The organism is Chondrinema litorale (genome assembly GCF_026250525.1).
Lineage (GTDB): Bacteria > Bacteroidota > Bacteroidia > Cytophagales > Flammeovirgaceae > Chondrinema > Chondrinema litorale.
The window spans coordinates 105053-129949 of record NZ_CP111057.1 but is presented as its reverse complement, the minus strand read 5'-3'; the positions used below and the strand labels follow the sequence as shown (position 1 = coordinate 129949).

Annotated in this window: 19 protein-coding genes; 18 read left to right on the top strand and 1 reads right to left on the bottom strand. The window is 35.8% G+C overall.

The window, feature by feature from the left end:
* Positions 1-3: 3 nt before the first annotated feature.
* Positions 4-1215, bottom strand: coding sequence for a CehA/McbA family metallohydrolase domain-containing protein (locus OQ292_RS35690; RefSeq protein WP_284688936.1), 1212 nt, complete (start codon positions 1213-1215; stop codon positions 4-6).
* Positions 1216-1386: 171 nt separating this feature from the next.
* On the opposite strand from OQ292_RS35690, the gene OQ292_RS35685 reads away from it, so the two are divergent.
* From OQ292_RS35685 to OQ292_RS35600, 18 genes are all read left to right on the top strand, one after another.
* Positions 1387-2484 (top strand): alkaline phosphatase family protein, encoded by a 1098-nt coding sequence (locus OQ292_RS35685; RefSeq protein ID WP_284688935.1) that lies wholly within the window; start codon positions 1387-1389, stop codon positions 2482-2484.
* Positions 2485-2975: 491 nt separating this feature from the next.
* Positions 2976-4097 carry an acyltransferase family protein gene (locus tag OQ292_RS35680; RefSeq protein WP_284688934.1) on the top strand — a complete coding sequence of 374 codons (1122 nt, stop codon included), beginning with the start codon at positions 2976-2978 and terminating at the stop codon, positions 4095-4097.
* A 452-nt stretch (positions 4098-4549) separates the two neighbouring features.
* Positions 4550-5128 (top strand): RNA polymerase sigma factor, encoded by a 579-nt coding sequence (locus OQ292_RS35675; protein WP_284688933.1) that lies wholly within the window; start codon positions 4550-4552, stop codon positions 5126-5128.
* Positions 5129-5388: 260 nt separating this feature from the next.
* Complete coding sequence (locus OQ292_RS35670) at positions 5389-6426, top strand: FecR family protein (protein ID WP_284688932.1); 1038 nt, start codon at positions 5389-5391, stop codon at positions 6424-6426.
* Between the two features lie 127 nt (positions 6427-6553).
* The gene (locus OQ292_RS35665) at positions 6554-10228 is read left to right on the top strand and encodes a SusC/RagA family TonB-linked outer membrane protein (RefSeq protein WP_284688931.1); all 3675 of its coding nucleotides are present in this window, start codon (positions 6554-6556) and stop codon (positions 10226-10228) included.
* A gap of 24 nt (positions 10229-10252) precedes the next feature.
* Entirely contained in the window at positions 10253-11896 is a 1644-nt protein-coding gene (locus OQ292_RS35660) for a SusD/RagB family nutrient-binding outer membrane lipoprotein (RefSeq protein ID WP_284688930.1), read from the top strand.
* A 99-nt stretch (positions 11897-11995) separates the two neighbouring features.
* Positions 11996-13363, top strand: a complete 1368-nt coding sequence (locus OQ292_RS35655) for a purple acid phosphatase family protein (RefSeq protein ID WP_284688929.1) — start codon at positions 11996-11998, stop codon at positions 13361-13363.
* A 44-nt stretch (positions 13364-13407) separates the two neighbouring features.
* A complete protein-coding gene (locus tag OQ292_RS35650) occupies positions 13408-14985 on the top strand; it encodes a glycerophosphodiester phosphodiesterase family protein (RefSeq protein ID WP_284688928.1) in 1578 nt (525 codons plus the stop codon).
* Positions 14986-15212: 227 nt separating this feature from the next.
* Positions 15213-17366, top strand: coding sequence for a ligand-binding sensor domain-containing protein (locus OQ292_RS35645; RefSeq protein WP_284688927.1), 2154 nt, complete (start codon positions 15213-15215; stop codon positions 17364-17366).
* 111 nt (positions 17367-17477) lie between these two features.
* Entirely contained in the window at positions 17478-18791 is a 1314-nt protein-coding gene (locus OQ292_RS35640) for a sialidase family protein (protein WP_284688926.1), read from the top strand.
* Positions 18792-18977: 186 nt separating this feature from the next.
* Positions 18978-19472: a GNAT family N-acetyltransferase gene (locus OQ292_RS35635; RefSeq protein ID WP_284688925.1), complete on the top strand. Its 495-nt coding sequence runs from the start codon at positions 18978-18980 to the stop codon at positions 19470-19472.
* A gap of 123 nt (positions 19473-19595) precedes the next feature.
* Entirely contained in the window at positions 19596-20771 is a 1176-nt protein-coding gene (locus tag OQ292_RS35630) for a cystathionine gamma-synthase family protein (RefSeq protein ID WP_284688924.1), read from the top strand.
* Between the two features lie 94 nt (positions 20772-20865).
* Complete coding sequence (locus OQ292_RS35625) at positions 20866-21312, top strand: hypothetical protein (RefSeq protein WP_284688923.1); 447 nt, start codon at positions 20866-20868, stop codon at positions 21310-21312.
* 18 nt (positions 21313-21330) lie between these two features.
* Entirely contained in the window at positions 21331-21900 is a 570-nt protein-coding gene (locus tag OQ292_RS35620; RefSeq protein WP_284688922.1) for a Crp/Fnr family transcriptional regulator, read from the top strand.
* A gap of 81 nt (positions 21901-21981) precedes the next feature.
* Positions 21982-22398, top strand: coding sequence for a VOC family protein (locus OQ292_RS35615; protein WP_284688921.1), 417 nt, complete (start codon positions 21982-21984; stop codon positions 22396-22398).
* Positions 22399-22541: 143 nt separating this feature from the next.
* Positions 22542-22934, top strand: a complete 393-nt coding sequence (locus OQ292_RS35610; protein WP_284688920.1) for an acyl-CoA thioesterase — start codon at positions 22542-22544, stop codon at positions 22932-22934.
* Between the two features lie 93 nt (positions 22935-23027).
* The gene (locus tag OQ292_RS35605) at positions 23028-23597 is read left to right on the top strand and encodes a lipocalin family protein (RefSeq protein ID WP_284688919.1); all 570 of its coding nucleotides are present in this window, start codon (positions 23028-23030) and stop codon (positions 23595-23597) included.
* A gap of 163 nt (positions 23598-23760) precedes the next feature.
* The gene (locus OQ292_RS35600) at positions 23761-24852 is read left to right on the top strand and encodes a tetratricopeptide repeat protein (RefSeq protein WP_284688918.1); all 1092 of its coding nucleotides are present in this window, start codon (positions 23761-23763) and stop codon (positions 24850-24852) included.
* Positions 24853-24897 lie beyond the last annotated feature (45 nt).

Here is a 24897-nt window from a genome sequence, read left to right as displayed (position 1 = left end):
ATTTTATTTCTTCACTACAGGCTGCGTCCAAGCAGTTTCTGTATCTCCTGTCTGGTAAGGATTTTCTTTTAATTTGTCAGATATAATCTTTGCTCTCACAAACAAATCTCCGTCTTGCAAAGTGTATGAAGCTTCTGAGCCTTCAACTTCATTAAATAAAGTTCCTATACTGTTTTCTGCTTCAGAATTTCTATGCCCCCAAAATTGTATTGAATACTTTACGCCTTCTTCTGGTTTCACTTTAATGTCTAATGTATTGCCATCAAAAGATAGTGATTCTAATGTTACACCTGTAGTAGAATAAAAATCTCCATTCTCCATAGCTGTTACTATCGATTTTGGCGAAAGGTCTTCAGCCTGTACCATTACCCAACCTCTACCAGCATTACTTTGCTCACTATTCATTACCAAATAACTGTGTGCATCGTCAACTGCCAAACCATATAGTAGCGGTTTGTTACTGTTTAAATAAGAAACCTGAACCATATCCCAAAGGGTTTCCATACTTGGTCTTAATGAGTCTCCATAATTATGTACAGCAGGGTGCCCGTTATATACTTCAAAAAATCTTTCTCCATTTAATTTCATAATATCTTCTGGAGTAATTGCCCAAATAAAATTAGGGTGATTAATATGCAAAAACATAGGTATACCGGTGCTGTCTCTTTGGGCTTTTACTGCATCGAGATTATTTTGTAACACCTCAGAGACTGAATTACCATGTTGTGGTTCAATTAACTCTTGAATGTTGGTTACATTCATATGGATTGGTTTTCCATCGTAACCATCAGAAACTTCTTCAGATTGAATAATGAGGAATTTATCTTTCTCTTCGAATAGTGGGCGGTATTCTTCTAATGTTTTTAGTTTAACCAACATGCTCCCAGAAGTATCATTTTTATACTGTACCCAATCTTCACCATACTTCTCTAAATACTTCTGAAAAGCATCTTGATACATTCTTGCTTTTGGGATCAACTTCCATTTTTCTCCTTTAGCAATAATGTTATGTTCAGACAGCACTATAAAATCATAGTCGTGTGTCTTGTACCAATCCATTATCATTTCAGGATAATCATCTCCATCGCTCCAAAAAGAGTGTGTGTGCAAATTACCTTTGTACCATTTTTTTTCGCTGGTAGGTTCTTGTTTTGGAGACGAGCAAGAGGCAATAAAAATAATTGAGAGTAAGTAAAAAAAGTATCTAAAAAACATAATGGTTTGGATGTGATGAACTTGTGTAAATATAATCTGTGCAATGTTTAACTATGTGAAGCAAAGACTAAATTAAGTTTAACATATACTTAATTTAGATAAAGTAATTGAAGAATTACAGCTTTACGCATACCTTAAAGCAATTTTTTAATAGATACACATCTTTTACTCATGAAAAAACTGAAACTTACAGGGTTATTCTTCCTGATATCATTTGTTGCATTTGCACAAAGCGACCTTACTACAGAAAATGTAATACTGATTACTTTTGATGGCTTTCGTTGGGAAGAATTATTTACCGGTGCTGATCCTGAATTGATTGAAAATAAAAAATATGTTGAGGATATTGAATCCTTAAAATCAACTTTCTGGAAAGATGATGCACTAGAAAGAAGAGAAATTTTGATGCCTTTCTTCTGGAATACAATAGCTAAAGAAGGTCAGATTTATGGTAATCGTAAGTATAAAAACTTTGTAAATATTAAGAACAAACAGTGGTTTTCGTATCCGGGCTATAACGAAATACTTTCTGGGTTTTCTGATGATGATCGCATACACAGCAACGATAAAATTGAAAACCCAAACAAAACAGTTTTAGAGTTTATTAATAATCAGGAAGCGTATAAAGGAGAAGTTGCCGCTTTTGGTTCGTGGGATGTTTTTCCATACATTATAAATGAAGAGAGAAGTGGTATTCCTGTAAATGCAGGTTTTGAATCTGCCACTGGTAATGATTTAACAGATACTGAAAAACTATTAAACAAATTACAAGCGGAAGTGCCGAGCCCTTGGTCGTCTGTAAGGTTAGATGCTTTTACCCACAATTATGCTTTGGAATATCTACAGAAGCATCAACCAAAAATGTTGTTCATCTCTTATGGCGAAACTGATGATTTTGCCCACGAAGGTAAATACGATGCTTACTTGTACTCAGCACATAGAACAGACCAGTTTATAAAAGAGCTTTGGAATTGGACACAATCTCAGGAGCAGTATAGAGGTAAAACTACATTTATTATTACTACAGATCATGGCAGAGGTGCTATTGACAAGTGGAAAGATCATGGTATAGAAGTAAAAGGTGCTGGCTCTATATGGATAGCCGTAATGGGACCCGACTCAGAGGCTTTGGGAGAAGTTAAATCTAAAGGTCAGTTGTACCAAAATCAGGTGGCAAATACTGTAGCAACTTTATTAGGTCTTGACTATACCAACGAAAAAGAAGTAGGTAAGTCAATTAGCTCTGCAATTAAAAAAATGGAAGAATAATTAATTTTTCATTCCTTTATTATATTTTTGAGAACTGCTGAATAATTTTCTGGAGTTCAAATTATATAATCAGAATAAACAAATAAAAGGCAGGGGATAGGTAAAGCATTTTACACCCTGCTTTTATAATGGGTAAAATCCCTGTATAGATTAATTTCCTTTTTTATTAAAAGGACAGGCATATCCCAGCCACCAATGAACCAGCAAAAAGCTATGCTTAGTGTATAGGAAACACTTAACTATCTATAAATACAGTTTTCAAGAATATTCAGCTTCATTTGTTAGTCTAAGGTTTGTAATTGAGCTTTCAGTATCAATCTAAGGTATCGTATTTAATATTTGAAAATGACGCCTACCTAAGTTTGACTGTAAGTATGCAAATAGGTTAACAAACTACTACCGGCAGATACTTTAGATTAATTTAATCTTGGGTTTCTTCTAATCAATTGTATGGGGTCTATTAAGGCCACTTAAGTAAATTAATTAAACTAATGAGTAAACAAAGATTTCTTTCACTGGATGTTTTTAGAGGACTAACAATTTTTTTAATGATCACGGTAAACTCTCCAGGACTTGGAGCCGAACCATTTGCATTCTTAGAGCATGCACAGTGGTTTGGGTTTACATTAGCAGATCTGGTTTTCCCTTCTTTTCTATTTGCAGTAGGTAATGCAATGAGCTTTTCGATTAAGAAATTTGATAGCGATGCTGATTTCTTAAAAAAAGTATTAAAAAGAACTTTCCTTATTTTCCTTTTCGGATACCTCATGTATTGGTTCCCATTCTTTGTAGTGGGCGAAGATGGTTCAATAGGTATAAGTCCAATTAGCGATACACGTGTAATGGGTGTGTTACAAAGAATTGCTCTGTGTTATGGTTTTGCAGCTATCATTGTAAGATACCTATCGGTAAAAATGATATTAATAGTTTCTGCATTTTTACTTTTTGGATACTGGATTATACTTTACCTATTTGGAGTACCAGGCGAAGAACTAACTAAAATGGGAAATGCAGGTACTTTGCTAGATCATTTCATACTAGGAGATAGCCACCTTTACCATGGCGATGGTGGAGATGCATTTGATCCAGAAGGTATATTGAGTACATTGCCATCTATTGTAAATGTATTGTTTGGTTATTTGGCAGGTTTATACATTCAAAAAGGTGGTAAAAACTATGAGACCATTGCCAAGTTGCTAATGGCTGGAGCTGTTTTACTTTTAGGTGCTGTTACATGGGATTTAATGTTCCCGATAGGCAAAAAACTATGGACTAGTTCATTTGTGCTATATACAGTAGGTATCGATTTACTCATGATTTCTTGCCTTATCTACCTCGTAGAAATTAAGAATATAAAATTTGGGGTTAACTTTTTCAATATACTTGGTAAGAATCCACTGTTTTTATATCTGCTCTCAGAAATCTTATACATGACCATGCGAATGATTTATGTAGCACCAGATTTAGATACTTATGGTTGGTTTAGTATAAAAATATTTCAAACAATTGCACCAGGTCCAATCGGTTCACTTTTAATGGCTTTGGCATTTACCATGGTTTGTTGGCTGGCAGGTTATTGGCTCGACAAGAAAAAAATATATATCAAAATATAATTCAAACATAGAGGAGGGAGTATTACTTCCTCCTTCACCTATCTTGAAAAAACGACACAAATTTACACTGAACTTTTTAGGAGTTTTCAATCTATTTTATGTAGATTTAGCTTAATAAGGGAAATTTTTGAATTTTTCAGTGATCTTCCTTCCTAGTATATCATGCTCAACACATATACACTATCTTAAAATTTGAATGCATTAGCCATCTTTATTTTGGCAGATGATTAGACATTTTAATCTAATTATTACCAAACTGAATTAACCAGCTAGCAAGTTAGCACAGCAACATTTATTAGACTTAGACACCAATTTTATTAACAGGTTGGAGTAATGGTTAAATTTCGGTTAACGATTAATTAGTGTATTTAATAGAATAGTAATATAGAATTTCGATGTGAATTATTGATTATTCCGACCTTTGAATCCAAGGTATTCTTTTATGTATTGCCATGAACCTGAATGATAGTAAACTCTTTTGCGAATTAAAAAATGGAAGCAGTGATGCTTTTGAGCAACTTTATGTGGCTTACAAAACGCCTGCTTTAAAGTTTTGCTTTTCCTTATTAAAAGATATGGACGAAGCAGAATGTATGGTGCAGGATGTGTTTATGCAATTATGGATTAAAAGGGCGAAACTCAATACACAAGCAAACTTTCAATCTTATCTTTTCTCCTGCTTAAGAAATAGAGCATACGACCATTTTAAAAAGATTAGAAGAAGTGAGTTAGCAATTGACAACCTAAGTAGAAAAATCGAAACTTTACAACGAGTAAATGAAGAAGTAGATGATACTTTAAAAATCGAATCTCTGCAAAAGGCTGTAGAAGAATTACCTACCAGTAGAAAAGCAATAGTAAAACTTCGCTACGAAGGAGGTAAATCTTATAAAGAGATTGCCGACCATTTAAATATTTCTAGCAATACTGTAAAAAACCAGTTAATTAAGGCTAAACATTATTTGAGAAGCCATGTAGATATTAGTTTGGTTATTTGTATGCTAATTCCATTAAAATCTTTTTTTGAATAAAAGTTGATTATGTTCAGTAATTCTATTTACCTGTTCAAGTAATGCTTTCCCGCTTTGCATTGTTCTCATCTGTTTTTATTAAAAAATTTTATCTGTTGAGATCACGCCAATGTTAATTAAAAAAAAATCATAAATTTTTTTCAAAAGTAGATAGTCCTTTTTTTTAGCCGCAGAGTATTCAAGAAAAGAAGAGTCAGATAAAAACAGTCAGTAATTTTTTATTATAATACTTCTGATTTTTAGGATACAGCATACAAGTTATGAACACAGAAAGGGAGAAAATTAGAAAATTAATATCAGATTATCTTTCCAATAAGATAGACTCTAATCAACTCAATCTATTTTTAGATGGTTTTGATAAAAAAGAAATTGAGGAAGAATATGATTTTGTGCTCAAAAATCATTTTGATAATCTGGTTTTGACTGAAGGCTTTGAACAAGAAGAAAATACAGAAAATAATGAAAAGCTCATAGAAGCTAGGAGTATTATACAGAAAGATCCGGCTAAAAGTATTGGATTTAATGGTACGAGTTTATGGTCTTCTGTATCTGGCATTGCTGCAACGATTAGCATCATTTGCTGTGCAGTAGCAGTATTATGGGTAACGACGCAAGAAAAAGCTCCAAAAGAGGAAGACTTGCCAGTTATCAGTTTTGAAGAAAGATACACGCAACCCGGTACCAAAGGTTCTTATACATTGTCAGATGGCAGCTTTATTCATTTAAATGCAGACAGTAAACTAAGTTTTCCACAAGAGTTTAATGGCAAAGAGCGATTAGTTAAAATGGGAGGTGAAGCTTACTTTAAAGTAAAAAGAGACGAAGAGCGACCATTTGTAATTGAAGCTGAGAAAATAAAAATTAAGGTGCTTGGTACTTCTTTTAATGTAAAGGCTTACGACGAAGAAGATGAGATAGTAGTAGCCGTAGAAAGCGGTAAAGTAATGGTTACCGATCTAAAACAAAACTCGAAACAATTCATACTTACTAAAAATCAAAAGCTGGTTTATAGCAGAGAAGAAAATAAATTTAAAGTAACTGATGCTAACATCAGCTCAGATTTGATTTGGCGAGAAGGAGTTTTAAAATTTAATAATACTCCTTTTTCTGAAATTGAAAGAAAGCTGGAAAGGTGGTACGGGGTAGATATACAAGTAGAAGATAAGTCAGTCTATTCAAGAAAAATTTCGGGGGTTCATAAAAATGAAAACCTGAAGGCGGTATTAGAGTCAATCAAATTTGCATTTGGTATCGACTATAAAATAAATGGAAAAACTGTGAAACTAAAAACATTTTGACTTATGATAACAAAGTGCAATTCATCATAGTGCAAAATATTGAAAATCGCATTGGAACGAAATTTTGGCCGATCTCATCCAATGCGACTAATTCAAGAATTAAATTATTAATCCCAAACCCAAAAGTATGAAATTTAAAACAATTACTAAAAGATTGCTAATGCGATTGTTTTTATTAGCAGTAATTACGACCATAGGTGCGAGTTTCGTTTCGGCGGAAAACTCCCTCGGTCAAAGTCTGAAAAAGACTGTTGTCAACCTTGAAAATAAACAAGGCAGCGTATCCGACATAATTAGTGAAATTACGGAAGAATCAGGATATGTATTTCTATATGAAGATCAGCTTAAACGTGAGTTAAAGCAGAATGTAAACATAGAAAATGCAGCAAATCTATACGATATTTTAACAGATATTTCTAAACAGGCATATCTGGAATTTAAAGCGGTAAATCATAATATTACTATTCGTAAAGCCAAAACTACTACTACCAATATTGCAGAAGTGGTAGAAGAAAAAATGGATGTTACTATTAGCGGTATTGTTTATAATGAAGAAAATGAGCCACTAGTTGGTGCAACTGTTTTAATTAAGGGTACAACTCAAGGTACAGTAGCAGATATATATGGTAAATTTAGATTGGAGGTGCCAGATCAAAATGCAGTACTTCAGGTGAGCTACATTGGCTACGAAGAAAAAGAAGTTCCAGTAGGCAGCCAAACTTATTTTGAGGTTACACTTATTCCATCTTTACAACAATTGAGTGATATTGTAGTAACTGCTTTGGGTATTAAAAGGGAAGAAAGATCTTTAGGTTTCTCAGTAGGTAGAGTAGATGGTGAGTCGGTTTCAAGAGTTGCACAAGAAAACGTATTAAATGGTATTGCTGGTAAAGTGCCAGGTGTTGTAATTAACTCAACTGGTGGTGCTGGTTCTTCAGTAAGTATGGTTATTAGAGGTGCAACTTCATTAAATACAGATAACCAACCATTGTTTGTAATAGATGGTGTACCCGTTGCCAATACATTAAATAATGTTACAGAGTTTGGTAATAGAAACTCAGTGGATTATGGTAATGCTATATCTGACCTTAACCCAAATGATATTGCAGATATTTCAATCTTGAAAGGGCCAAGTGCTGCTGCACTTTACGGTTCAAGAGCTGCGAATGGTGTAGTACTTATCACTACAAAATCTGGTAAGAATTCAAACGGTATGACAGTAAATGTAACTTCAAGTACTGTGTTTGATAACCCATACAAATACCTAGATTTCCATTCTAAATTCGCAACAGGTGTTAGACCTTATACACCAGACAATAATCCTTACGGTGTGTTAACAATCGACGAAGGTTCTGCTGCTGGTGTTGGTCCGAGATTAGATCAAGGTTATTACGCTATTCAATGGAATAGCCCAGTTGATGAAAATGGTGATGCAATTCCAACTGAGTTAGTATCTCACCCGAATAACGTAGCGAACTTTGTTCAAACTGGTTTTAACACAACAAACGGTGTTTCTATTTCTAATAATAATGAAAAGATGAACTACCGTTTAGGTCTTACTAATATGAGTAGCGAAGGTATTATTCCTAACTCAGATTTATTTAGAAACAGCTTCTCTCTTAACTCATCAGTTAAAGCAAAAGATAACTTAACGATTAGTAGTGTTGTAAACGTAAACAGAACTTGGTCTAACAACAGACCTGCTGGTAACAGAGGTGCTAACCCGTTAGAGTGGGCTTATAAAGTTTCTCCACATATCGATATTCGTGATCTTCAAGATTACTGGGTAGACGGACAAGAAGGTTTACAACAAATTTCTCAGTCTATAGGAGATTACAACAACCCTTACTTCCTTGCTTACGAAATTAACAACAGCTTTACTAGAGACAGAGTTTTCGGTAACTTAATGGCTGAGTGGGAGATTATACCAGATTTAACTTTAATGGCAAGATACTCACTTGACCAATACAATGAAGTAAGAGAAACAAAAGGTGCTAATAGTTACGATAGAGACGCAAACGGTATCTATGGTATAAGCAACCTAAAAAGATATGAGCGTAATGCAGACTTCCTTTTAACTTATAATAAAGGCTTAGGCGATTTTAGTTTTAACGTATCGTTTGGTGGAAACACAAGATACAACTTTGCACAGTCTGCGTCTGTATCAACAACAAGAAACAATGGTTTAACACTGCCAGGAGTATATACAACTGGTAATATTGTACCTAACACGCAATCTCTAAGCAGTAGCAATTCAGAGAGAGTTGTAAACAGTTTGTATGGTATTGCTAACATCGGTTATAAAGACATGATCTATCTTGACGTAACTGCAAGAAATGACTGGTCTAGTACTTTACCAGCAGAGAACAGATCTTATTTTTATCCATCTGCTGCATTGAGCGTATTAGTGAACGAAGTTATTCCAATGAGTAGTTCTATAGATATGTTTAAACTGCGTGCTGGTTGGGCGCAAGTAGGTAACGATGCTCCAGTTTACTCTTTATATCCAACTTTAGATAATGTTGGTTCTTGGGGAGATGTTCCAAGATATAGCTACTCTCAAAGTTTATTAAACCCTAATCTTAAACCTGAGATTGCAACTTCTTGGGAAGCTGGTGTTGACTTACACTTATTTAGCAACCGCTTAAGAATTGAAGGTACTTATTATCTTTCTGATAACGAAAACCAAATTCTTGGAATTTCACTTCCTGCATCTTCAGGTTATACGTCTAAAAAAATCAATACTGGTTTAATTCAAAGTAAAGGTTGGGAATTGTTAGTTGGAGGTACTCCAGTAGAAACTGAAAACTTAAGATGGGACTTAAACTTTAACATCTCGAGAAACAGAACTAAGATTGTTGAGTTGAGTGATGATCTTGACATATTTACTTTCTGGACAGATGCGAAAGGTGGTGCATGGACTTACGAAGGTGAAACCATTGGTGATATTTATGATAATGAATTAGTAAGAGTAGAGGATGAAAATTCTCCATACTATGGTTATCCTATTCTAGACGAAAATGGTTCTTGGCAATCAATCGATGCTGAAGACTCAAAAACAAAAATCGGTAACTTTAACCCAGATTTCTTAGCAGGTTTACAAACTTCAGTAAGTTATAAAAACTTTACCTTAAACATGACTTTCGATTGGAGACATGGAGGTCAGTTTGTTTCTCAAACATACCGTTACAGCGAGTCTGATTTAAAAACTCAAAGATGGTTAGATCAACTAATCAACCCAGACGGTAGAACAGATGCCGAGTTGAGAGACTGGTTAGTAGCTAATGAAGAAACGCTTATTAAAGATGGATTTAACTTAGTAGGTGGCCCTGGTGATGAGTATGGTGGTTATCCTTTAACTTATAATGTTACAGTAAACGACGGTGTGTTTAACCCAGGTGTTATTGCTCAATACGATGAAGATGGAAACATTATCGGTTATACTGAGAACTTAGGTGGAGAAGATACTAAATACATCCCTTATGCAGATAACTATCCTTGGGACTTTACAAAAGCAGCTACTTTCGATGCAGATTACATTAAACTTAGAGAGATATCATTAGGCTATAGCCTTCCTTCTTCTTTAGTTAGCAAGTGGGGTATACAAAGAGCAAGTGTTGCTGTATTTAGTAGAAACCTTATTTTATGGACAAAAGCTAAAGTGGGTATAGATCCAGAAAATGCTTTCCAGCCAGAATCAAGTACACAAGGTGGAGGTATCCAGTTTAAGCAGGGTATTGAACGATACAACGTAACCCCTTGGGTTATTCCTGTAGGTGTAAAACTTGACTTAACCTTTTAATTGAGACTATAAAAGCATTGAATTATGAATATATTTAAAAAGAAACAGATACTATTTTTATTCTGCCTGCTATTCTCGGTTTTTGCTTGTGAAGACTTGGACGAACTAGTAGAAAACCCGAATGGTATAGACCCAGAAAACTCTAACCTTAACTTAATACTTTCTACAGTATTAACAGAAACAGGTATGACTGTGGTTGATCTTGGTTATGGTGATATTGCCGGTGTAATGCAACATACACAAAAAGATGCTTGGTTTTCTGGCCACAACGATTACGATTGGTCAGACCAAAGCTGGGCTGATTATTACTCAATACTTGTAGATAATGAGAAGGTATACGAAAAATCAGTTGAGCAAGGCTTAGAATTTCAGCAAGGTGTTACTATGGTAATGAAAGCTTACTTATTCGGTACAATTGCAGATTTATGGGGTGATGCACCTTTTACTTATGCAATTCAAGGTGATTTGGGTGGTAGTGAATACTTAACTCCTGCTTACGATTCACAATCAGAAATCTATCATGGTATTATCGAATATCTTCAATCAGCAAACACATTGCTTTCTAAAGATGCAGAAGAATACGATGAGATTTACGAAGAAGGTGATGTATTCTATGAAGGTGATCCTGCAAAATGGAGAAAATTGGCAAACTCTCTTATGTTGAGATACTACATGAGACTTTCAGAAAAAGAACCAACTTTTGCTCAAAGTGGAATAGAAGCAATTATGGCAGACCAAAACACTTATCCTGTAATTACAGAAAGTGGAGACGATGCCTTAATGGATTTCTTATCTGATAAAAGTGAAAACTCTTGGCCTGGTAACTCAGAATTAACTGATGTAAGTGGTAGTGAATATAGAAGGAAAAAAATGTGCGCTACTTTGGTAGATAAAATGCAAGAGCTTACAGACCCTCGTTTAGAGCTTTGGGCACAAAAAGTAGAAATTCCATTAGTAGTAGACGAAACTTTATCTGCTGGTACAGATACTATTATTGATAATGTAAGATACCTTGCTACAGATGCAATTGGCGAAGAATCAATTGATACTGATCCTGAATATGTAGGTCTTCCTCCTTCAGTTTCAGCTTTACCTTCTTCTTATAACTTAAACCCAACTCCGGGTCAGTTATCTTACAACCCTCATGTATCTTACTTAAACGAGAGATACACACAAGCTTCTGGTGATTTCTTACAATCAAGGTTATTAACTGCTTCTGAAGTAAACTTTATCTTAGCTGAGGCAGCACAAAGAGGTTGGTCAGTAGCTGGTGATGCGCAGTCTTATTACGAAGCTGCAGTTTTAGCATCATTTGAGTATTGGGGAGTAGACGATCAGTATTCAGATTATATCTTAGGCGAAGCTGCTTTTGATGGAACATTGGCTCAAATTATCGAGCAAAAATGGATTTCAAACTGGGCTGCTGCTTCAGAATCTTGGTTCGATTACAGAAGAACAGGTTATCCAGAACTAGTAGCAGGTCCTGCCGCAGACCGTTCTGTATTGCCAGTAAGATTCTATTATATGACTGATGAATTACTGATTAATTCAACTAATGCAAACGAAGCTGTTGATGCGCTAGAGGAAACTTCTTACACTCAAGCAGATGGTAAAAACAGTGCTTGGGCTAAGTTCTGGTTATTACAAGGAACAACCAAACCTTGGTAAATCATATTTGAAGGGTAGTGAAAACTGCCCTTCACCTTTTATTTTAATCAATCTCAAAAAGCAATCAGCATAAATTTTATTTTATACTAACACCTTATTATGTATTTAAAAGCTTACAATCACCTTCTCTTTTTATTAGCATTATTAGTTTCTTGTAATGTGAGTGATCACCATCACCAAGATGATCATAACCATGAACACACCAATAAATACAATGATTACTACGATGGAGTAGTAGACAAAATCCTTTTTCCCTCAAAAACACCAGACAGAGTAATTCTAAACTTAACAGAAAATCCAGTTGAATCTGTGGCTGTAAACTGGAGAACAGATACTACTGTAACTGCTGGAGTGGTAGAATTTACCTTAGCCGATCCGGGCTCAAAGTTTAGAGAAAATGTAAAAAGCATTAAAGCAGAAACTACATTGCTAGTTTCCCAACACGAAAAAGAACCAGAGATTTCGGCTAACTATCACGCTGCAATTATAGATGGTTTAAAAGCTGGCGAAAAATATGTTTACAGAGTTGGTAGCGAAGGAGCTTGGAGTGAGTGGTACCAATACCAGATGCCAGACCCTGAAAACAAACCACTTTCATTTGTGTATTTCGGCGATGCGCAAAACGAGGTAAAATCAATGTGGTCGAGAGTAATTAGAGAGGCATACAAAACTATTCCTGAAGTAGATTTTATGTTGCATGCCGGAGACCTAATTAACCGCCACGATAGAGATATTGAATGGGGAGAATGGTTTTATGCAGGAGGGTTTTTGCATGCCATGGTACCAAGTATCATGACTCCCGGTAACCACGAGTATAGAAACGTTGTACTTTCTCCGCAATGGAAACCACAATTTAATCTGCCATCTAACGGGCCAGAAGGTTTAGAAGAAACTTGTTACTTTATAGATTATCCTAATGTGAGAATAATCTCATTAGATGCAGAGCAAATTGATGAATCTGTTAAATTCAGAAATGCACAAAAGAAATGGTTAGATGAGTTGCTAGCTAAAGATGCAAAGAAATGGACCGTACTTACTTTTCACTATCCGGTATATTCTACCAAACCAAACAGAGATAATGAAAAGCTAAGAAAAGAATTCAAGCCAATTTTTGATAAATACAAAGTAGACATCGTATTACAAGGTCACGATCATGCATATGGTAGAGGAATGGTAAACAATGTACCTACAGGTTCAAAAGTAAGAGAAAATGAATCTGGAACTATGTATGTGGTTTCTGTAAGTGGCCCTAAAATGTATGATGTTTCTGATGATCCGTGGATGGAGAGAAGAGCAGCAAACACCCAGTTATTCCAAGTAATTTCAATCGAAGATAACACACTTACCTATAAAGCTTTTTCTGCTGATGGACAGCTTTATGATGCTTTCGACTTAAAGAAGTCTGATGGTAAGCCAAACAAATTGGTAAATAAAATTCCTGATGTTAAAGAAAGATTAGGAGAATGATATTGGCATTTTTACCAATATAAGTTTGTAAATCTATGAATTTGATGATTAAAAATATATGCCTTATTCTTGCCGGATTTCTGTTTTTACTAACAGAGGTTCAGGCACAGAGTAAAGTTGATGAGCTAAGAAAAATTTTGCTCGATGCTGATGGCAGAGTAATGGTTGCATCGCATAGAGCTGCCCATAATAAATATCCAGAAAACTCTCTAGCTGCCATTCAAGAGGCGATTGACCTTGGTATAGACATCATCGAAATTGATGTAAAAATAACCAAAGATAGTGTGCCTATATTGATGCACGACAGAACGATAGACAGAACAACTACAGGCAAGGGCGATCCAGAAACTTTAACTTTTGAAGAGATACAGCAATTTTTTCTTGTTGAAAACGGGAAACCTACTAAACACAAAATACCCACTTTAGAAGAAGCACTTAATTTGGCTCACGGAAAAATTCTAGTCGATCTGGATATGAAAACAGATTGGCTAGAAAACGTGATTAAAGTGGTTCATAAAACCAATGCAACCAAAGAAGTTTTCTTTTTTGATAGCGATTACGAAGTACTCAAAAGGTTACAGGCAGCCGACAAGAATTTTATGTTAATGCCTAGAACACATTCACTAGAAGAAGTGGATTCTGCCATTGCCTTGTTTTCACCTGAGATCATCCATATCGACTATTCTTTTTACACCAAAGAAGTCGCTGATAGAATTAGCAAAGCCGGAGCTCGAATTTGGATAAATGCACTTGGTCAACCAGATAGAGCTTTAAGAGAAGGGCATATTACTCCAACACTTAACAGCTTGACTTTATACGGTGCAGATGTAATCCAGACAGATGAGCCAGCATTAATTCAAAAGAGTATTCCTATAAATCCAATAAGAAAACCTAAACATACTGGTGTGTATGTGGTAGCACATCGCGGAGCACATCAAAATATTCCTGAAAACACCTTGGCTGCTTACCAAAAAGCCATTGATTTAGGCGCCGATTTTGTCGAAGTAGATATTAGAACAAGCAAAGATGGAGAGCTAGTTAGTATCCATAATAAAGAAGTGGATACATATATATTGAAAGGCAAAACAGGTTTAGTGGCAGACAAAACCCTAAAGGAATTACAAAAACTAGATATTGGCAGCAGGGTAGATAAAAAGTGGAAGAGCGAACGCATTCCAACTTTCGAAGAGATATTAAAATTGTGTAAAGGCAAAATCGGAATCTATCTGGATGTAAAAGATGCCGATGTAGAAAAGATGCTTGCTCTAATAGAAAAGTATGAGATGCAAAATGACATATTTTGGTATGCCAGTGTAGACAAATTGAAAGAGGTGCAAGCAGCTTGCCCAGATTGTTTGGTAATGCCAGACCCAGACATTGCTAAAAACTTGAATAAAGTTTTTGAGGCTTTTAAACCATCAATTATTGCCGCAAATTGGGAAGGTTTTTCAGAAGAAGGTTATGAGCAGAAAGCACATAAAAATAGTGCAATTATTATTGTAGACGACAATGGGAGTGAGACTTGGCAAAAAGCACTAGATTTAGGTTGCAATGGAATTCAAACAGATGATCCGGAAGGATTAATTAATTTTTTAAATTCAATAGAACAAAACAGTAACTAGAAATTAAAATACTTTTTGGTGTGGTAATCCTAATTCAATTTTAGATTGAAGCTGAGATTGCTATGCGCAAAATTAAAGTATCGGAAGTATTAATATAGCTTATTTATAAACCTGCTGTATCCGATTTTCAACGCATATTATCTGAAAGTGCTTAAGATATTCTGCCCGAAAATCAACAGCAAAACACCAGAAATTTATAGACTTTTTCAATTTTAAAAGATTAACAAATGATGAAAAGATTATTAACGCTGTTGGCAATCAACCTTTATTGCTTTCTATCCTTCGCGCAAGTGTTGGATGCTCCTTTCAAACAGGCTACCTCTGTAAAGTATGAGATGGCTCCCGAGTTGGAAGGCGCAAAATTGAAAAAGCTGGTTGTTGATTATAATGACATCGCTTATGTTTTAACTGATAAAGGACTTTATAGAGATTACTATGGCGAAGTAGTTTCTAAAGACGAAACATACCATTCATTAGCAGACAAAAATCCGGTTGATATAACCATTCAAGAAGAAACTGGCATTTTATTCTATCTATTCAAAGACAAATACCTCACAAATAACTTTGCCGGAACTATCTACGCAAGTGTTCCAGAAAATACTTACGACAAAATTACCGTGAACAAAAACATGGATGTGCTGCTTTCAAGTGAGAAAAAAGCCACTTTGTATCACGAAAAAGAAAAGCAGTCAGATATAAAACTACCTGAAGGACAGCTAATAGAAATTTATACTTATGAGTCGGACTTTTACTACCTCACAGACAAAGAGTTATTTAGGTTAGAAGGCAAAAAGTGGGAGAGTGTACATAAAGGAACTGGACTTTCATCTATCACTTTTAAGCAAGATAAAATTTATGTAGGAACAAATGACGGTTACTATGTAATTAGCATGTTCGATGGTGCTGAGTACAAAGCCAGAGAAAACAAGTTACCAATTCCTGCCATTACAGAAATCATGTTTGTAAACATGGATTTATGGTTTGCTTCTGCCGATGGTGCTTATAAAGAAGAGTCAGATCGTTACCGCTATTTTGCTTCAAAAAGATGGTTAGACAACAACGAAGTAACAGACATGGCTTATGATAGCGATGGTGATATTTACTTGCTTACTCCAACAGGTTTAAATAAAATCGATTACGTTACCCACACACTAGCTGATAAAGCAGAATACTTTCAAGATCATATTCGCAAGTATAACATGCGATATGGATTTGTATGTGCACCTTCTTTTAAAGAACCATACAATAGAACAACAGGTAAGGTAAAAGACCACGATAACGATGGTTTGTGGACCACTTTTTATTTAGGTAGTCAAGTGTTTCGTTATGCAACTACAGGTGAGCCAATTGCTAAAAGATATGTGTGGGAATCTTTCGAAGCATTTGAAAGATTGTTGACTGTAAATCCTCTCAAAGGTTTTCCATCTAGAACATTCGAAAGAACTGGTTACAAAATGAGTGATCCAGATAAATGGAGACCATCAGACGAGAAAGAGTGGGAATGGAAAGGGACTACTAGTACTGATGAATACATTGCTTACCTTTTTGTAACAGCCATTATGGATCAGTATATGGCAGAAACCAAAGAAGAAAAGCAGCGTGTTGCCAACTTTATCGAAGCGATAATGATGCACATCATCGAGAACGATTATTACTTTGTAGATGCAGATGGAAAGCCAACTTTATGGGGCAGATGGAATCCGGAATATGTACATAAATATCCAAAACATGTGTACGACAGAAAGTTAAATGCGACTCACCTGATTACAGGTTTACAACTGGCTTACACGCTAACTGGCAAAGATATTTTTAAAGATGAGGCATTTAAAATGATGGATGAGCATGGTTACTACGAAGATATGCTCACCCCAATGGCAGAAATGAGACCAGAGCTTATTAAATACGATGGGCATAACATGGGTACTTCTTGGAACCACTCAGATGATGAAATGGCATTTTTAACTTACTGGCCATTATACCATTATGCTTTTAATGATACTTTAAAGCAAGCCTATTCTGAGGTGATTAGAGATCACTGGGAAGTAGAGTTGCCAGAAAGAAATGCAGTATGGAATACCTTAGTTTATGGAACAAGCGGGCAAATAAATGTAGATGATGTAATCTGGCATTTGAGAGAGTATAACCTAGACCAGATGGAATACAAAATAAAAAACTCTCACAGAAAAGATATCGAAATGATTCCTGAAAACTTTAGGGAGCAAACTACCAAGCAGCTATTAACTCCGGGAGAACAAAGAACGCATAGGCACAATGCAAATCCATTTGAGTTGGATGGTGGTAGCGAAGGAAGGTCTGAACTAGCAGGTGATGAATACTTGCTACCTTATTGGATGGCCAGATATTTAAAGATAATTGAATAACAAAATGCAAATTGGTTTACTCCTCTGTACAGTTTTTAATTGTGCAGAGGGTTGTTATCTTTTTAATATATGATGATGAAAACGTTATTATACTTTTGTTGCTTCATTTTAATGACTACTTGTGTCCCTGCACCTAAGCAACCAGAAGCATTAAAAGAATTTTACGAAGGCATTATTTTCCCTTTGCAAAAAGACCATGTACATGGACCAACAGTAGTTGAGTTACCCAATGGCGATGTGCTTGCTGGTTGGTTTCAAGGTTCTGGTGAGCGATGGGCAGACGATGTAAGGATTATGGGCGCAAGACTACACAAAGGCGATACTACTTGGTCTGAACCTTTTGTATTGGCAGATAAACCCGGTTTTCCAGACATTAACCCAATGATGTTTATGGATACACAAGAACGACTTTGGTTAATGTGGTATCCTGTTCTGAGTAATTTGTGGGAAAGTTCTTTGCCGATGTATAGAATTAGCAAAGATTATAATGGTGAAGAAGCACCTGTTTGGGATTGGCAAGATGTACTTTTAGTAAAACCCGGAGACCCAACAGAAAGAGGCATTCAACCGGATGATCGTTTTGTAGCAGGAGTTCACAAACAATTAGAAGAGTACGAAGCTTACTTTAAGAAAGAAAACCTCCCGCAATATCCCGAGGAGAAAAAGAAAGAATACTTGGCTCATTGGGAAGCTTATAAGGCTAAAGTAGATAGTTTAGCCAAAGGTGAAAACATGATTCAAAAGGGTAAGATCAAAAAAGCTGATGGTGAAACCGAAGAAGCCATGTTGGGTTATCCGCTGTCGCGTAGAATTGGTTGGCAAACCAAAAACAAACCATTAATTATAGGCGAAAGGTTAATTGTGCCGCTTTATTCAGATGGTATGGATGTTTCCATTTTTGCCATTTCTGATGATTGGGGAGCAAACTGGCAGTTTAGTAGCCCAGTTTTAGGTGATGCAGGTATACAGGCAACTTTGGCAGTAAAAAAAGACAGCACTTTAGTCGCTTATTTTAGAGATAATGGTGCTCCACCAAAAAGAATTCAAGTGAGTGAGTCTAAAGATAAGGGATTAACTTGGTCGATTCCTATTGATACAGAGCTGCCAAATTCAGGAGCTGGTTTCGATATGCTTACTTTGCAGTCGGGAGAGTGGTTAATTTTATATAATGATTCCGAAGAGCATAGACACAATGTGGCGGTTGCCATCTCAGATGATGATGGGGAAACTTGGAAGTGGAAAAAATATCTAGAGAACGATACCCGAGAAGAAAATGCGACCAAAAGCCATTACCCGGCAGTGATACAGGGAGAGAACGGGATGATACATGTAATCTATAGCCATCATTATAATGACAAAGATGACGGCCCAAACAAAACCGTAAAATACCTCACCTTTCCGGTAGACTGGGTGAAGTCAGAATAAGATCAACAAAAGCCTGATAAATTCAGGCTTTTTTGTTTGAATAAGCCTTAAATTATTTATTCACCCATTTGGGCTTTCAATAAGCTTTAGTTCATTAATAACTGCTTCAAAAAGCAAATTATTAGCACGATAGCTTTTTTATTTCTCTTTGTAAAATTCGATATTGCATAAATAAAATTACCCCAAATGAATATCGAATTTACTTCCATGCAACCTACAGACTGGCAAACTGTAGCAACTATTTACAAACAAGGTATAGATACCGGACAAGCCACCTTTCAGCAAGAGATACCCGAGTGGGAAAGTTGGGACAAAGGCCACTTACAGATATGCAGAATTCTGGCAAAATCGGGAGGTGAAATTGCTGGATGGGCAGCTTTATCACCTATTTCTTCAAGAGCAGTTTATAGAGGTGTAACGGAAGTAAGTGTTTACATTTCGCCAGATTTTAGAGGAAAGAAAATTGGCAAAAAACTATTAGCCAAACTCATAGAAGATAGCGAAGCTAATGGAATATGGACATTACAGGCATCCATTTTCCCAGAAAACAAAGCCAGCTTAAAAATCCATCAAGACTTAGGCTTTAGGCAAGTAGGTTACCGTGAAAAAATCGGTGCTATGAATGGCATTTGGCGAGATACAATACTACTAGAAAGAAGGAGCCAATTAACTGGAAAGTAAAGGATACTTATAAAGCGAATCATTGAGATTGCGTTAATAATGTTGTATTTTGCAATTCCAGTAAATGGATGCCTTGCCTTATTTCAAAGAATAAATCAACCTAAAAACTCAAAAAATCACAGCATGGATAAATTACAAAAAGGGACTATATCAGTTTGGGGAGGAGAGACAGAAAGATTTCCCGGGGGAACTACCACACCACCGATTATCAATAGTGTAACTTACGCTTACGACGATTTAGACGAATGGTACGATGTAGCTATCGGCAAGCAAAGCGGACATATTTACAGTAGAAACACAAACCCAACGGTAGCAGTTTTAGAAGAGAAAATTAAAGCGTTAGAAGGAGCAGAAGCAGCCACTTCTTTTGCCACGGGCATGGGAGCGATTAGTAATACATTGTTTGCCTTTTTGCAAGCTGGCAAAAGAGTCGTTTCCCTCAAAGATACCTATGGTGGAACTAGCAAAATTTTCCTCGATTTTTTGCCGGCTTATAATATAGATGTAAAACTATGCGACACCACAAACCACGAAGAAATCGAAGCTGAAATAGAAAAAGGTTGTGATTTATTATATCTAGAAACACCAACCAATCCGACCTTAAAAGTAGTGGATATAAAAAGACTAGCCACTGCTGCAAAGAAGATAGGCGCTGTGGTAGTGGTCGATAATACCTTTGCTACACCCATCAACCAAAACCCACTTTCACTTGGAGCTGATCTGGTTTTACACAGTGCTACAAAATTCTTATGTGGGCATTCCGATGCGATGGGTGGCGTGCTGGCAGGCAAAGCAGAATTGGTAAAAAAGGTATTTCAGTTTAGAGAAATTAATGGAGCTAGTTTACAAGCCGAACCCGCTTACCTTATTGCTCGCGGAATGAAAACCCTCGAACTCCGCATCGAGAGGCAAAACAAATCGGCTATGCAAATCGCGCGCTTTTTGGCAGAGCAAGACAAAGTAGAAGTGGTGTATTATCCGGGTTTAGAAACACATCCCGGTTACGAGATTGCCAAATCTCAAATGTCTGGCTTTGGTGGTATGATGAGCTTCTCACTAAAAGGTGGCTACGAGAATGTAAAAGTCTTTTTGCAGAACTTGAAACTAGTGCATTTAGCTGCTAGCTTAGGTTCAGTAAGTACATTGGCTGGCCCTCCAAGAACTACAAGCCATGTAGAGTTGACCGAAGAACAGCGAAGGTTGTTGGGCATACCAGAGGGGTTAATCCGATACTCAGTCGGAATAGAAAATGTAGAAGACCTAATTGTAGATATTAAACAAGCTTTAGCAAATATATAATCCCCAAAAAAAGCTAAAAAAAGGTGTTTTTATGCAGCAAACCAAGATTAAGCACCGTGTGGTTGGTACTACAGTTTAAAATTATGGTACTATTATGAAATTTCTATTAAACATTTCGCTACTTTTCCTTTTACTACAAGGTTGTTCAGAAGATGATTGTGGAGCATGTTTTACTCCTCCCAACTTATTTCAGATTGAAATAGTGGATAAAGCTACTGGTGAAAACGTATTTACTAGTGGAGCTTACACGGTTTCAGATATTAAAGTAGAAAACCTACTTGAAGGTAATGCAGCCACATTCACTTTTATTGATGAGAATGATTTAAACATGATTCGCTTTCAAGAAATTGGTTGGGAAACAGAAAAAGTAAAATATTCAATTTCATTAGATGGAGAAGAAATCTTTACATTTTATGTAGATGCTGAGAGAAAAAGCGAAGATTGCTGTTCGTTCACAGTGTATAGAGAGGTGGTTTTGGAAGGTGCCGAATATGAATTTGACTCTAGTACAGAAATCTATAAAATTCTTCTTGATGAATAATTCAGCTACTTTTGTAGCATGCAAAATTTTTTAAAATATATTCAATCAATCGCGAATATCTCAGATACAAGCTGGCAGTTTTTACTGCCGGCTTTATCTACTACAAGGTTAGAGAAAGGTGCTTTTTTGTTAAAAGAAAATCAAGTTTGTGATGCACTGTTTTTTATAGAAACTGGCTTTTGCAGAAGCTTTTACAATAAAGACGGAGAAGAAAAAAATACAGCCTTCCATTTCGAAAATGAGGTGGTAACCAATATGAATAGTTTTGGTACTGGCGAAAAATCTGCTTATAACATTCAAGCTTGTGAGCCTACAAGCATTATCATCGTAGATAAATTAAAGTTAATAGAAGCCAGTAAGCATGCACCAGAAATCGAGACAGTGGGTAAAAAATGTCTTCGACTGACTGCTTCAAAACTAGAAGAACATGCTAGTCTCTTTAAATTATATTCTCCCCAAGAGCGCTACGAATATTTGGAGTCTAATCATCCACAAATTTTACAACGTGTGTCTTTAACTCAACTTTCTTCTTATTTAGGTATCGCCAGAGAAACACTGAGTAGAATTAGAAGCCGAAGAACGAATTAGTCGCTTTGTGACGATCGTCACAGGTAGGTTTATGTTTTATCTTTCAACTTTGCTGTATGTAGAATTTTAAAAGATAGACCTATGCAAAAGTTAAAGAAGATTGATGCTAAAACGAATGTAATTACTTGGTTTGAAATTCCAGTGTTGGATATCGACAGAGCGAGAACTTTTTATGAAAACATACTAGATATAAAAATGACGACTCGCTATCTGGAAGAAACTAATGAAGAACTTACTTTTTTCCCATCGAAAGAAGGAGTGATACAAGCCACATCTGGCAGAGTTACCGGAGTACTTACCAAATCGGCAGAAGTAAAGCCTGCTTCTACAGGCACCATGGTTTACATAAATTCGAGCCCAAGTTTACAAGTTGTATTAGATAAAGTGGAGAAAAACGGTGGCAAAATAGTAATGCCCCCAATAGAAATACAAGCAGGTTTAATTGCTGCCATTATCGATACAGAAGGCAATAAAGTGGGTTTGCACGCAGAAAAATAATCTGTCGATTTAATTTGATAATAGCATCATAAAACCATTTTATTGAAAGACTGTTTTTGGGCGAATTTTAGGGGTATGTATGGAACAAATGCCATTTTGCGGGGTTAATTAATTGAAAGCAACAAATTAATTAAATGAGTGAAATGAGATTCCACACCCGTAAATGGGTGAAGCCAGAAGATTTAAATCCTAATAAAACCCTTTTTGGTGGACGACTTCTCGCCTGGATAGACGAGGAAGCCGCTTTGTACACAATTATACAGCTAGAAAACAGCCATGTAGTAACCAAATTTATGTCGACAATCGAGTTTGTTTCGTCAGCAAGGCAAAATGATATTGTTGAGATAGGTATCGAACCTGTAAAATGGGGGAGAACCTCACTTACATTGAGATGCGAGGTAAGAAACAAAATGACAAGAAAGCCGATTATCAAAATTGATCAGATTGTGATGGTGAATGTTGATGAAAATGGTAGCCCTAAACCACATGGTAAAACGGAGCTTGAGTATGTAAAAGATCGTTTAGGTGACGATTAATATAATATTAATGAATGCATCTTTCACAATATTATTAATATTTGGCTGGAAGATGCATTCGCTTTTAATAAGATAAACTTAACCACAACCAACATGAGCTATAAAGCATCAGCATTAACTGGCATATCACTAATTCTATTAAGTATAGTATTTAATTCCTGCAAAACGATTCCCGAAGGAGCCAGTCCAGTTTCATCTTTCGAAGTAAATAAGTATTTGGGTAAATGGTATGAGATTGCCCGCATGGATTTTAAGTTTGAACGCAACCTGAATAATACTACTGCAGAATATTCATTCAATGAAGACTCTACCATCAATGTAAAAAACAGAGGTTACAACTATGTGGAAGAAGAATGGGATGAGGCAATTGGTAAAGCAAAATTCTCTGGTGGTGCAGATATTGCTGCTTTAAAGGTTTCTTTTTTCGGGCCTTTCTATGCACCTTATAATGTAATTGAATTAGATAAAGATTATAAATATGCTTTAGTCGCTGGCAAAAATCTAGATTATTTGTGGATACTCTCAAGAGAGAAAACCATACCCGACCAGATCAAAGAAAAATACCTCAACAAAGCCAAAGAAATCGGCTATAATATCGACGAACTTGTATGGGTGGAGCATGATCTCAAAAAAGTTTCTAATACTGCCGAAAGCATGGAATAACTTCGAAAAATGAGAAAATACTTTGTTTCATGTTAACATTTGTTTGTTCTAGTGGTGTGGAATACTCAAAAACGAGGAGGTAATTTAAGGGCAAAATATCAATTCCTTAAAGTAAGTTGAAAACCTCTCTTTTTGGAATTCTATAAACTAAACCACAAATAACATGAAACATCTCATTAGCATTATTTTGTTAACTACTTCTTTTCTTACTGTAAATGCGCAATCGAATAGCCAGAACGCAGAAGAAGCCATTACCCAAGCCATCAACTATATGGACAATGGCAAAATAAACGAAGCCATTATTTTGTTGGAGCAAGCACAAGAACTAAATCCAGACAACATCAACATACCTTACGAAATGGCTTATGCTTATCAGTTAGCGCAGAATTACGATAAATGCATCAAAGTAGCGAAACCATTATTAAAGAGAGATGATGTTTTTGATCAAGTGTATCAACTAATTGGAAACTCGTACGACTTAAAAGGTCAGCCAGAAAAAGGGATTAAGATATATGATAAAGGTCTTGAAAAGTTTCCAACTTCGGGCAGATTGTATTTGGAAAAAGGAATTGTATTAGCCAACCAATCCAAATGGGTTGAGGCTTTTGATACTTGGGAAGCTGGCATTGTAGCCGATCCAGATCATTCATCAAATTATTATTATGCTACTCAGGTATTGGCTGATTCTAAAGAGAAAATTTGGGCAGTATATTATGGAGAGATGTTTCTAAACCTAGAGCCAAATACAAAGCGAAGCCTCCAAATGAGCAAAGCATTATTTGAGATTTACAGAACATGTTTACCTATAAAAGATGGTAAGTGGGATCTTGATTTTAGCCATAAATCTACCAACATCACACTTTCAATGAATAATTTGAACTCTGGTAATCTTTTAAACAAATTGATGTCTTTTGAGACAGTACATAATTTGGCAATTGAGGCTGGATATAAAGATGTAGATCCAGAATTTACATTAGCCAATCTCATAAAAATAAGAAAACAGTTTTTAGAAAAATGGAATGAAGACTACAAAGATTTGTATCCGAACCTTGTTTTTGATTACCATGACATATTAATTAAAAATGAAATGTTTGAGCCTTATTACTACTGGTTAATGCAAGAAGGCGTTCCTGATGAATTTGAAGCATGGAAGAGCGAGAATGAGGAAAAATACGAAAGCTTTCTCAGTTGGTATTCAGAAAATCCCATGAATTTTTCAGAAGAAAACAAGACCAATAGGATTAAATATCAGTAATTCAGAAGAATCACTCTCATCTCAAAGAGTGATTTTTTTATCAAT